At 66.5% G+C, this 12,474-nt stretch carries 9 protein-coding genes; 5 read left to right on the top strand and 4 right to left on the bottom strand.

What is annotated here, in order from left to right:
* Positions 1-11 precede the first annotated feature (11 nt).
* A complete protein-coding gene (gene fdhF / locus OKW45_RS17270) occupies positions 12-2,996 on the top strand; it encodes a formate dehydrogenase subunit alpha (RefSeq protein WP_429470078.1) in 2,985 nt (994 codons plus the stop codon).
* Between the two features lie 8 nt (positions 2,997-3,004).
* Positions 3,005-3,271, top strand: coding sequence for a formate dehydrogenase subunit delta (locus tag OKW45_RS17265; RefSeq protein ID WP_429470076.1), 267 nt, complete (start codon positions 3,005-3,007; stop codon positions 3,269-3,271).
* An 87-nt stretch (positions 3,272-3,358) separates the two neighbouring features.
* Here OKW45_RS17265 and OKW45_RS17260 read toward each other — a convergent pair whose 3' ends face one another.
* A complete protein-coding gene (locus tag OKW45_RS17260; RefSeq protein WP_429470074.1) occupies positions 3,359-5,083 on the bottom strand; it encodes an FAD-dependent monooxygenase in 1,725 nt (574 codons plus the stop codon).
* 208 nt (positions 5,084-5,291) lie between these two features.
* Here OKW45_RS17260 and OKW45_RS17255 point away from each other — a divergent pair, with 208 nt between their 5' ends.
* Positions 5,292-7,139 carry a tetratricopeptide repeat protein gene (locus tag OKW45_RS17255; RefSeq protein ID WP_429470072.1) on the top strand — a complete coding sequence of 616 codons (1,848 nt, stop codon included), beginning with the start codon at positions 5,292-5,294 and terminating at the stop codon, positions 7,137-7,139.
* Positions 7,140-7,217: 78 nt separating this feature from the next.
* Here OKW45_RS17255 and OKW45_RS17250 read toward each other — a convergent pair whose 3' ends face one another.
* On the bottom strand, positions 7,218-8,519 hold the full coding sequence (locus OKW45_RS17250) for an MFS transporter (RefSeq protein WP_429470070.1): 1,302 nt from the start codon (positions 8,517-8,519) through the stop codon (positions 7,218-7,220).
* Positions 8,520-8,841: 322 nt separating this feature from the next.
* Here OKW45_RS17250 and OKW45_RS17245 point away from each other — a divergent pair, with 322 nt between their 5' ends.
* Both OKW45_RS17245 and OKW45_RS17240 read left to right on the top strand, forming a co-directional pair.
* Positions 8,842-9,366 (top strand): GNAT family N-acetyltransferase, encoded by a 525-nt coding sequence (locus OKW45_RS17245; RefSeq protein WP_018421404.1) that lies wholly within the window; start codon positions 8,842-8,844, stop codon positions 9,364-9,366.
* A gap of 415 nt (positions 9,367-9,781) precedes the next feature.
* Entirely contained in the window at positions 9,782-10,030 is a 249-nt protein-coding gene (locus tag OKW45_RS17240) for a hypothetical protein (protein ID WP_429470068.1), read from the top strand.
* A 9-nt stretch (positions 10,031-10,039) separates the two neighbouring features.
* Here OKW45_RS17240 and OKW45_RS17235 read toward each other — a convergent pair whose 3' ends face one another.
* Both OKW45_RS17235 and OKW45_RS17230 read right to left on the bottom strand, forming a co-directional pair.
* The gene (locus tag OKW45_RS17235; protein WP_429470066.1) at positions 10,040-10,753 is read right to left on the bottom strand and encodes a DUF2968 domain-containing protein; all 714 of its coding nucleotides are present in this window, start codon (positions 10,751-10,753) and stop codon (positions 10,040-10,042) included.
* 247 nt (positions 10,754-11,000) lie between these two features.
* A complete protein-coding gene (locus tag OKW45_RS17230; RefSeq protein ID WP_429470064.1) occupies positions 11,001-12,449 on the bottom strand; it encodes a gamma-glutamyl-gamma-aminobutyrate hydrolase family protein in 1,449 nt (482 codons plus the stop codon).
* Positions 12,450-12,474 lie beyond the last annotated feature (25 nt).

The following is a 12,474-nucleotide window of genomic DNA, read 5'->3' as shown; positions in this document are numbered from 1 at the left end:
AGGAGTTCACCATGTCCGACCAGTTCAACTCCCCTGCCGGCGCCCCGAAGGAAGTCCCCCTGGCGGGCGGCTGCGGCTCAGGCAACTGCGCGTGCAAGTCGCAAGCCCAGGCACGCGCCGCCAACCCATTCGCCGCCGACATCGACTACGGCACCCCCGCCCGCCACTCGGACGTCGACGTGACGCTCGAAATCGACGGCCAGGCGGTGACCGTACCCGCGGGCACGTCGGTGATGCGCGCGGCCGCTGAAGCCGGCGTCAACGTGCCGAAGCTGTGCGCGACCGATTCGCTCGAACCGTTCGGCTCATGCCGCCTCTGTCTAGTCGAGATCGAAGGACGGCGCGGCTATCCGGCCTCGTGCACGACACCGGTCGAAGCCGGCATGAAGGTGCGCACGCAGACCGACCGTCTGCAGTCGCTGCGTCGCAACGTGATGGAGTTGTACATCTCCGACCATCCGCTCGATTGCCTGACCTGCCCCGCCAACGGCGACTGCGAACTGCAGGACATGGCGGGCGTCACCGGCCTGCGCGAAGTGCGCTACGGCTTCGACGGCGCGAATCATCTGAAGGACAAAAAGGACGAATCGAATCCGTACTTCACGTACGACCCGGCGAAGTGCATCGTCTGCAATCGCTGCGTGCGCGCGTGCGAGGAAACCCAAGGCACGTTCGCCCTGACGATCACCGGACGCGGCTTCGAATCTCGCGTCGCGCCCAGCGAGAACGAGCCGTTCATGGAATCGGAATGCGTGTCGTGCGGCGCCTGCGTGGCCGCGTGCCCGACCGCGACCTTGCAGGAAAAGTCCATCGTGATGCTCGGCCAGCCCGAGCACTCGGTCGTCACCACCTGTGCCTATTGCGGCGTCGGTTGCTCGCTGAAGGCAGAGATGAAGGGCAACCAGGTCGTGCGGATGGTGCCGCACAAGAACGGCCAGGCCAACGAAGGCCATGCGTGCGTGAAGGGTCGCTTCGCGTGGGGCTACGCGACGCACAAGGACCGCATCACGAAACCGATGATCCGCGCGAAGATCACCGACCCGTGGCGCGAAGTCAGCTGGGACGAAGCGATCTCGTACGCGGCATCGGAATTCCGTCGCATCCAGGCGAAGCATGGGCGCGATTCGATCGGCGGCATCACGTCGTCGCGCTGCACGAACGAAGAGACTTACCTCGTGCAGAAGCTCGTGCGCGCCGCGTTCGGCAACAACAACGTCGACACCTGCGCGCGCGTCTGCCATTCGCCGACCGGCTACGGTCTGAAAACCACGATCGGCGAATCGGCGGGCACCCAGACGTTCGCATCGGTCGACAAAGCCGACGTGATCATGGTGATCGGCGCGAATCCGACCGACGGCCACCCGGTGTTCGCCTCGCGTCTGAAGCGGCGCGTGCGTGAGGGTGCAAAGCTGATCGTCGTCGATCCGCGCCGGATCGACATCGTCGATACGCCGCACGTGAAAGCGTCACACCATCTGCAATTGCGGCCCGGCACCAACGTCGCGATCGTCAACGCGCTCGCGCATGTGATCGTCACCGAAGGCCTGCTCGACGAAGCGTTCGTCGCCGAGCGCTGCGAAACCCGCGCGTTCGAGCAGTGGCGCGATTTCGTCGCGCTGCCGGAGAACTCGCCGGAAGCGACCGAAGCGGCGACCGGCGTGCCCGCGCAACAGGTACGCGAAGCCGCGCGCATCTACGCGAGCGCCGGCAACGCCGCGATCTACTACGGCCTCGGCGTCACCGAACACGCGCAGGGCTCGACGATGGTGATCGGCATCGCGAACCTGGCGATGGCGACCGGCAACATCGGCCGCGAAGGTGTCGGCGTGAATCCGCTGCGCGGCCAGAACAACGTGCAGGGTTCGTGCGACATGGGCTCGTTCCCGCACGAGCTGCCCGGCTATCGTCACATCGGCGATCCGCTCGTGCGCACGCAGTTCGAAAACGCCTGGGCCGTCACACTGCAACCGGAACCTGGCCTGCGCATTCCGAACATGTTCGACGCCGCGCTGCACGGTAGCTTCATGGGCCTCTACTGCCAGGGCGAGGACATCGTGCAGTCGGACCCGAACACGCATCATGTGGCGGCGGCGCTGTCGTCGATGGAATGCATCGTCGTGCAGGACATCTTCCTGAACGAGACCGCCAAGTATGCACACGTGCTGCTGCCCGGCTCGTCGTTCCTCGAAAAGGACGGCACGTTCACCAATGCCGAGCGCCGCATCTCGCGCGTGCGCAAGGTGATGCCGCCGCTCGGCGGCTACGCGGACTGGGAGGTCACGCAGTTGCTGTCGCGCGCGCTCGGCTACGAGATGGATTACACGCATCCGTCCGAGATCATGGACGAAATCGCGCGGCTCACGCCGACCTTCCACGGCGTGTCGTACCAGAAGATCGACGAAATGGGCAGCATCCAGTGGCCATGCAACGAGGACGCGCCCGACGGCACGCCGACGATGCACGTCGACACCTTCGTGCGCGGCAAGGGCAGGTTCGTGATCACGAAGTTCATCGCATCGCCGGAGAAGGTCACGCGCAAGTATCCGTTGCTGCTGACGACCGGGCGCATTCTGACGCAATACAACGTCGGCGCGCAGACGCGCCGCACCGAGAACTCGCTCTGGCACGACGAAGACCGCCTCGAACTGCATCCGCACGATGCCGAGGAACGCGGCATCCAAACCGGCGACTGGGTCGGCATCGAATCGCGCGCGGGGCAGACCGTGTTGCGCGCGAAGGTGACGGAGCGGATGCAGCCGGGCGTCGTCTATACGACGTTCCACTTCCCCGAATCGGGCGCGAACGTGATCACGACCGACAGCTCCGACTGGGCGACCAACTGCCCCGAATACAAGGTCACCGCGGTGCAGGTGATGCCGGTCGAGCAGCCGTCGCAATGGCAGAAGGACTATTCGCGCTTCAATAGCGAACAGCTCGAACTGCTGAAGCAGCGCGAGCTGGCCAATGCGGCCGCGGCCGTCACCGCGGGCAAGTGAGGCGAACCATGGACAATCGGAATCTGATCGACATGGCGAACCGGATCGGCGACTTCTTCGAGTCGATGCCCGACCACGAGGAAGCGCTGACCGGCGTCGCCGAACACATCCGCCGCTTCTGGGAGCCGCGCATGCGGCGCGCGCTGCTCGCGACGCTCGACGAAGCGCCGGACACGTATGACATCGCGCTATCAGACTTCACGCGCGAGGCGATCGTCAGGTATCGCGAGAAGTTGACGCCGGCGCAGGCGCAGGCCCAGGCGCCGGCCGCTTAGGCTCGGGCCGTTTCCCCCAATCAACCAGGCGCGGCGGCGCGATCCGCTGCCGCGTGCGTGCCCGTGCGACGCAACAGGCGGCGCCAATTACAACGTCGCCTGCTCCGATATCTCTCCACCAACCGTAAACCACGCTTCGCAGTGCCGTACGAGACCGTGCAGGTCCGAGCCGGTGCGTCCGCGCGCGCTGATGTAGCCGTCGGGCCGCACCAGATAAAACGACGGCCGCGTGCGCCCGTACGATTCGGACAACGCCGGGCCGCCGTCGCCGCTCGTATCGGTGACGCGCCAGATCCGCACCGCGTTCGGCAGCAGCCGCTCGACCTCGGCGGCGAGCTTTTCTACTTCGGGGTCCGGCGGCGGTGCATGTTTCGCGGCGGGATCGAGCGGCGTGCCATCGACGGGCAGCGGCGGCAACAGCAGAAACAGCGAGAAGAACGCCGGATCGTGCAGATCGAAAATGCAGCCGACACCCGGCGCGCGCCCGAGCGGACCGTCGACGACGTGCACGAGCGCATCGGGTGCGCGCTCGCCCGCGCGCGGGCCGCCGTCGAGCACGCGTTCGAGCGTCAGCGGACTGCGCCGATACTGGATCGACAGCTCGCTGATCGTCGCGCGTGCGGCATCGCGCAGCGGACCGAGCGCGGCCAGCAGCGGCATCACGCGCTCGCGCAGCAGCTTCAGTGGCCCGTGATCGGCCTCGGCCATCTGCGTGATGAAACCGGTCTGCCGCAGCACCTCGCGCTCGATCGGATGTCGCTCGGCGTGATACGTGTCGAGCAGACGATCCGGCGCCGCGCCGCCGATCACGCGCGCGAGCTTCCAGCCGAGATTGAGCGCTTCCTGGATGCCGGTGTTCATGCCTTGCGCGGCCGCGGGGCTGTGTACGTGCGCGGCATCGCCGGCGAGGAAGATGCGGCCCACGCGCAGCCGATCGACCATCCGGCTGTTCACGTGGAAGTACGCCGACCACGCCAGATCCGACACGTCGACGCGCTCGCGCACGCGTCGCGCGATCAGCGCCTTGCATTGTTCGAGCGACGGCGCCGGCGCCCGGTCCAGCGGCGGCTCGCCGAGCACCGCGGGGGTCGGCGGCGCGGCACTGGCGGACGGCTCGACCGCATGATCGGCGATAAGACGATGGCGGCCGTGGCCCATCGGAAACAGCGCGACGAGACCGTCGCCCGACGCGAAGATATGGAACTCGTCGTCGGGCCAGTCGGTTTCGGCGTGCAGGTCGGCGAGCAGAAAGGTCTGGTCGAAGGTCTTGCCCTCGAAGTTCAGGCCGAGGCGATGGCGAATCGAACTGTGCGCGCCATCGGCCGCGAGCAGATACGACGGGCGCATGGCTTCCGTGCGGCCGTCTGCGCGGCGCAAGGTCGCCTGAACGCTCGCGGAGCCTTGCATGAATGCCATGAGCTCGACGCCGCGCTCGACCTTCACGCCGAGCGTCGCCAGATGCTCGGTCAGGAGCCGCTCAGTCACCGACTGGTCAAGAAACAGCAGATAGGGATAGCGCGTGTGCAACGGGTCGAAATCGAGCTGCGCAAGTCGCATGCCGTTCGAAAACAGATTCGCCACGCGCGCGCGATGGCCGAGCTCGAGAAACGGTTCGACCAGCCGATGCTGCTCGAGCAGTTCGAGCGTACGTGCCTGAATGCCGATCGCGCGCGAGTAAAGGTTCGGCTGGGGCGCCTTGTCGATCAGGCGCACGGGGATGTGGGCGCGCGCGAGACTCATCGCTGCGGCAAGTCCGGTCGGACCGGCCCCGACGATCAGCACCGGCGACGCGTCGTAAGCGGCAGCGTCCATGCGGAACTCCGGAGGCAACAATGCGATCTAGTGTACGCCGCCGCTCTTGCGCACACGGGTGCGCTGCATCAATCGCGCGTCGGCAAGAGGGTCGCGCGGGGTTCCATCCGTCGTTGCCATGAACTCACGCTCCGCGCAAATCCGGGCCACTTGCGCAAGTATGGGAAAATGCGCCCTCAGTCTGATTGATCCGAATGCCCTCCCCGTCATGCAACCTGTATTTGACCGCGCGTTCGCGGCGCATCGTGACGGCCGCCTCGACGACGCCGAACGCGGCTACCGCACCACGCTCGACCACGACCCCAGCCACGTCGACGCGCTGCATCTGCTCGGCGTGCTGCGCCACCAGCAGGGCCAGCACGCCGAAGCCGCGGCGCTGGTGCGGCGCGCGGTCGATCTGCGCCCCGAAGACGCGGCGCTGCAGCTGAACCTCGGCAATGCGCTGAAGGCGCTCGGCCAGATCGACGACGCGATCGAGCAGTTCCGCAACGCGCTGACGCTCGCGCCGACCTTCCCGATGGCGCACTACAACCTCGGTAACGCGTACGCGTCGCTAGGCCGTCACGAAGACGCCGCCGATGCGTTCGAACGTTCGCTGCGCCTGCAGCCGAACGACGCGTCGTCGCACAACAATCTCGGCAACGCGCTGCACGCGCTCGGCCGTCACGCGGACGCGATCGCGTCGTTCCGGCGCGCGCTCGAGCTGCGCCCCGGTCACGCGGGCGCGCTGAACAACATGGGCATGTCGCTGAACGCGCTCGATCGACCGAACGAGGCGGTGCCCTGCTTCGAGGCCGCGCTCGCCGCCGAGCCGCGCTTCGTCGCCGCGCACTTCAATCTCGCGAATACGTTCGATGCGACCGGCCGCCATGCGCAGGCAGTCGCGTCATTTGAAGCGGCACTGCGTCTGCAGCCGAACCTGCCGCCCGCGATCTATGGCATGGGCAACGCGCTCGCGTCGCTCGGCCGTGCCGAACAGGCCCTGCCGTATCTGGAGCGCGCGGTCGGGCTCGATCCGCAATTCGCGCTCGCGTGGCTTGCGCTCGGTACCGCGCATCAGGCGCTCGGCGCGCACGCGGCCGCGGTGCGCGCGCTCGATCAGGCGCTGCGGCTGCGCCCGGATCTGGCGTCCGCACATATGAACCGTGCGCTCGCGTGGCTCGCGATGCGCGACTTCGAGCGCGGGCTGCCCGAATACGAATGGCGCTTGCAAACTGTCGCACAACCGGTGATCCAGACGTTGCCGCGCTGGCACGGCGAGTCGATCGAAAAATACACGCTGCTGATCCATGCTGAACAGGGTTTCGGCGACACGTTGCAGTTCGCGCGCTTCGTACCGCTTGCCGCGCAACGCGCCGCGCGCGTCGTGCTCGAAGTGCAGCCGCAGTTGATGCCGCTCTTCGCGCCCGTCGCGATGACGTGGCGCGTCTCGCTGATCGCGCAGGGCCAGCCGCGCCCCGCCGCCGATCTGCAGATTCCGCTCTTGAGCCTGCCGCTAGCGCTCGGCACGCGCTACGACACGATTGACGCGCGCACGCCCTATCTGAGCGTGCCGCCGGCCTATAGCCGCAGATGGCGCGGCTCGCTCGGCGGTCAGGCGAAGCGCAAGATCGGGATCGCATGGTCGGGGCGCATCCAGCGCAACGAAACCCGCACGATGCCGCTCGCCGCGCTGGAGCCGCTGTTCGCACTGAATGGCATCGACTGGATCGTGTTGCAGCCCGATCTGTCCGAGGACGACCGCGCGGCGCTCGACGCGCATCCGCGCGCGGCCGCGATCCATCGTTTCGACCACCGCATCGGCGACTTCGCGGATACCGCCGCGATCGTCGAGCGGCTCGACGCGGTGGTGTCGATCGACACGTCGATCGCGCACCTCGCGGGCGCGCTGCGCAAGCCGCTGTGGCTGATGCTGCCGTTCGCCGCCGACTGGCGCTGGTTCGACGGCGACACACGCAGCCCGTGGTATCCCGGCGCGACGCTCGTGCGTCAGCCGCGGCCGGGCGCGTGGGACGAAGTCGTCGAGGTGGTCGCTAACGAATTGCAGCACGGGTAGCCACAGACCACGCGCCCGCCGCAAACAAAAAACCCCGCTTTCGCGGGGTCTTTTGTTTTCAGAACACGAAGTGAACCGTCAGGCCGCCCGATATTGATTGCGCGCCTCCGGCGTGCGATACAGGAACAGCGTCGCGAGCAGACCGCAGATCGCCGCCACGCCGAGGACCAGACCCGGCGCCGCCTTGTTGCTGGTCACGTGGATCAGCAGCGTGGCAATGGCCGGCGTGAAGCCACCGATCGTCGTCGCGAGACTGTACGCGAGCGAGAAGCCTGCGGTACGCACTTCGACCGGCATCACTTCGGTCAGCGCGACGACCATCGCGCCGTTGTAGCAGCCGTACAGGAACGACAACCACAGCTGCACGGCGAGCAGACGCGCGAACGACGGTTCGGCGACGAGCCATTGCAGCGCCGGATACGCGGTGAGGATCGTCAGGATCGTGAACGCGAGCAGCACCGGACGGCGGCCGATGCGGTCCGACAACGCGCCGGACAACGGCAGCCAGATCAGATTCGAGATACCGACGCAGACGGTGACGACGAGCGCGTCGATCGCCGACAGCTTCAGCACTTCCCTGCCGAAGGTCGGCGTGTAAGCGGTGATCATGTAGAACGACACGGTCGTCATGACGACCATACCCATGCCGCCAAGCACGATCGGGTAGTTCGCGAGCATCGACTTCAGGATCTCGCCCACGCTCGGACGATGCTTGCGCGCCGTGAACTCCTCGGTTTCCTGCAGCGAGCGGCGGATGATGAACAGGAACGGCACGATCAGACAGCCGATCAGGAACGGCACGCGCCAGCCCCACGCGAACATCTGGTCGGCGGGCAGAATCTTGTTGAGCCCCACGCCGATCAGCGCGGCGAATACCACCGCGACCTGCTGGCTGCCCGACTGCCACGAGCAATAGAAGCCCTTGTTGCCCTTCGTCGCGATCTCCGACAGATACACCGACACGCCGCCGAGCTCAGCGCCGGCGGAGAAGCCTTGCAGCAGCCGGCCGAGCAGCACGAGCACGGGCGCCATGAGCCCGATGGTCGCGTAGCCCGGTATCGTCGCGACCGTCAGCGTGCCGAGCGCCATCAGGCTCAGTGTGAGGATCAGGCCTTTGCGACGGCCGTGATGGTCGATGTAGGCGCCGAGCACGATCGCGCCGAGCGGACGCATCAGGAAGCCCGCGCCGAACACGGACAGCGACAGCATCAGCGACGCGAAATCGCTGCCGCTGGGAAAGTAGGTCTTGGCGATCGCGGAAGCGTAGTAGCCATAAACCATGAAGTCGTACATTTCAAGAAAGTTGCCGCTGACGACGCGGAACACTGTCTTGACCTTGGATTCTTCGGTGGTGGAAGCGGCGTGGGTCGCTGTAGACATGACACTCTCGGATAGGCCCGTCGCCCTGTCGGACGGATCGACGCGGACGGTGACGAGCGGGCAGTTGGAACGATCCGCTGCGTGTGGCAAGCGGATGCCGCAGGCGCACACACAGATATAAGCAAGCGCGCCCGGGGGCGTCGCATTCTGCTGCTCACGGCGTTCATTCGATATCAGGGTAAACGCTGATCTCGATGCCGGGCCGATGCCACGTAATGTTACTGCTGATAGGGTCGACGCGAAACGCATACAGTTTGCTTACGCGCGACACCCGCGGGCGACCGCAGACTGTCCGCGCGAGGCCATTCAGTCGATTACGCCGATGCGAACCACCCCTGCTCTTTCCCTGCGCCCCGCCACGCTCGAGGACGCCGCGCTGATTGCGTCGATCCACAGTGCCAGTTGGCAGGCGACCTATCGCGGTCTGTTGCCCGACGCGTTCCTCGACGGCGAAGTCACGCGCGAACGCGCCGCGTATTGGGAAGCACGTCTCGGCGCGCCGGGCGGCGAGCGCCGCATCGTGCTGATCGCCGAGCTGGCCGGCGAGCCGGCCGGCTTCGTATGTGTCGAGCGCCAACCCGAGTCCGCGTGGGGCGTGCTGCTCGACAACCTGCATGCGCTGCCCGGTTATCAGGGCATCGGCGTCGGCAAAACACTGATGCACGCAGCCGTAGACTGGACGCGCGCGCAAGGCGAGGCACAGCTGTATCTGTACGTGCTCGAGGGCAATACGGCGGCGATCGGCTTTTACGAGCGACACGGCTGGCAGTTGGTCGGCGCGGAGCCCGATCAGATGGGCGGCGTGGATATCACCGCGTTGCGCTACGTGTACCGGTTGAAGGCTTGAACGCCGTGGTTGAGGGTGCTTGATGCGCGTGGCGTCGCTTCGAGGCATGATTTTCTGTTGCCGATGGCTTCATCGGCCCCCTACAGATTCCGTCACTGCCGCACCGGTGTGACTGTCCGAGACACCGGAAGAAACCGATGACCAGCACGCCGCTCATCCCGATCGAAGGCGCATTCGCGCTACCCCATCGCCGACGCCGGTAGAAAAGCGTCGTGCGCAGCATCTGGTTGCGAGTCCCGAAGCACCGGTGATTGCGGAGGCCGTCACACCGGCTCCTGTGCTTCCGCCATTACCTGTCGACGTGGCCGCCGCCGCACCCGCGCGCATCGCGGCTTTGCCTCAGCGCACCGCCACGCGACATGCGCCCACTCCGCGTGACGCGATTTACTCATCGCCTCCGCGTCGCGCGCTTCGCATGCAAACGCATCCGCTTCCGGTAAATCGCCATGCCGCGAACGACCCATCGCATGAAGCGCGCGTTCGTACCCGGTTCGGCGAAGACGGATACGCTGATATGACGACGTTCGCCATGATGTCTTTGCGCGACGTCGCGCCGCTGCCGCGCTCCACCGTATCGAACAATCTGCCGGCAAATAGCACCGAGTGGATGAACCACATATCGCAGCGTCGTGTCACCGAAATCCCGGAACAATTCGCGCAATGAGCGCCGCCTTTACTTCGACGCAGGCAAACCCGCTTCCGTCTGCTGCTGCAAGCGCGTGACCGCGCTCTGAAGTTGACGCAATTGCGCCTGCGCGTTGTCGCGCTCCGCGCGCAGCGCGAGCGCCTCGTCGCGCGTCTGGCGCTGCCGGTCGTCGACCTTCGCCTGCTGCGTGCGGGCGACGTCGAGATCGGTCTGCAGCAATTGCGCCTGCTGCTGCGATATCGCGATGCTGCCCTGCAGATACGCATTCTGCGCCTGCAAGCGCGTGCGACGAATCCCGACGTCCGCGGGTTGCTGCGTCTGCTGCGCGAAACCGGCGTAGATCGCTTCCGCGCGCTCTGCCGAATCGCTCCTGATCACGCGCCAGAAATGCTTGTTCTGAAACAACGCGACGTAGTACGTCATCCGCGGCGGATGGAAGAACAGGCCCGCACCGTAGCTGCCGTTGTAGGTCGTGCGTAGTTCGCTGAGGTTCGCGTCGTGAATCAACTGGATCAAATCGGCGACGTCGCCGCGCGCGGCGGCGGGCGTATTCGCGGACACCTCGGGCTCAGCGACGGACTGGGGGCCAGCCTCTCGCGGCGCCAACTCGCCTGGAGCCGGCCGCGTGTCCACCAGCGGCGCGCTCACGCCGTCCTGCTGTGCCACCGCAACTCCCGTATGCAACAACGCATAGGCACCGGCGAGCAACATAGCGCGCCGGATAATCAAGGAGTACTTCATATGCCTGCTCCACGCCGATCCAGAATAATGTTGGACTATCGCGCGGATTTATCGCGACGCAAAGCTACTCGCACTCCTGATTATTTCGAGAGAAGAAAATGCACTGCCACATAACATGACAGTGCGTCAGATGGATGGAATGGCTCCCTCGGGCTGCGGAAAACAGCGAAAGCGCGGGACCGATGCGCAACCACGCCGCGGACTCAACCTCGACCGCGCACGCCGCGCCAACGCAAACCCGCGATGCTTAAAACCGCGTCTCCCGCGCGACCCGCAGGAACGTATCGAGCAACGGCGTGCAATCGAGCAGCTCCGGCCCGCCCGCGCGATGAAACTCCGGGTGCCACTGCACGCCCATCACGAACGGCGCGCGCCGGTAGCGCACGGCCTCGATGATGCCGTCCGACGCCGACACCGCCTCGATATTCAGATCGCGGCCCAGCGTCTTTACCGCCTGATGGTGAATCGAGTTGACGATCGCGTCGCGTCGCCCGGGAAACATGTTCACCAGCGTCGAGCCATCCGGAAAGTGCACGCCGTGCCGGTGCTGATCGTAGTTCTCGTTGACGTGAGCGTTCGCGGTCGGCACTTCCGTTGCGATGTCCTGATACAGCGTGCCGCCGAACGCGACGTTGATCAGCTGGCAGCCACGGCACACGCCGAGCACCGGCTTGCCCGACTCGATGAACTCGTGCAGCAGCTCGAGCTCGTACATGTCGCGCACGCGGTCGCCGGGCCATTCGTGGCTGTTCGCCGCTTCCGCATAGGTCTGCGGCGACACGTCGGCGCCGCCTTGCAGCAGCAGGCCATCGAGATGCTTCGCATAGTCGCGCAGACGGATGTTGCTCGGGTGCAGCATGCCCTGATGACCGACGGTCGGGATCATGAACACCAGCACGTCGCGCGACATCACCCAGTGCGCGATCGATTCCTCCAGATACTGCAGCGTCTTGCCGCGCAAGCCCTTCGCGCCCGGTTCCGGGTGGAAGATGCGCGCCGACACGCCGATGCGCAGCGTGCGCTGCGTGATCCGCTGCCCCGCGCGATCGAACAGCTGCCGCGCGCGCGCCGCGATGATGCGGCCGAACACGCTCCACGCCGAATCGCTCTGCCTCAGATAGCGCGGCGGCGACGGTGGCAGCGCGTTGGGCGGCGGCGGGTTGGTGGCGCTGAAATCGGGTGCCGCGCCGAAACCGCGCGGCGGCGAGCCGGGCGCACGCGCCGCGGGTGCGGCGGGCTCGGTGGCGATTTCGTCGTCGGTGGCAATGTCCGCGGCGCTAACGCCGCCCGCGTGCGGCTCGCCGGCGGCCGCCGTCGGTTTGACGACTGGATCGGGTTTCACCGTGGTCGCGCCGCCGCTGTGCGTACCCGCGCGCCGCGCTTCGCGCTCGTGCACCGCGGCTTCCTGGCGCGCGGTCGATTCGGCGGCGGCGCTGCGTGCCTCGACTGCGTCGCGCAGCCGCGCCGTGCGCGGATTTTCGGGCGTGACCGACGATGCGCTGAGCGGATCGTCGGTCGACGACCTCGCGGTCGCCTCCTCGGCCGCCGGGCTCGTGTCTTTGGCGGCCGACTGGGTGGCATCTTCATGCGACGGAGGAAGCGAGGCGGCCGGTTCGGCCGGTGCACTGCTCGGCGCGGGTGAGGCCGGCTGCGGACTGCCGGTCGTGCCGGCGTTTTCGGGTTTGTTTTCGCTCATGACTGTCGGACAGGCGCCTTACACG

The sequence above is a fragment of the Paraburkholderia lebeckiae genome (genome assembly GCF_050436225.1).
GTDB classification, from domain to species: Bacteria; Pseudomonadota; Gammaproteobacteria; order Burkholderiales; family Burkholderiaceae; genus Paraburkholderia; species Paraburkholderia tuberum.
The sequence above is the reverse complement of the archived record's forward strand: the minus strand, read 5'-3'. Positions and strand labels throughout refer to the sequence as shown.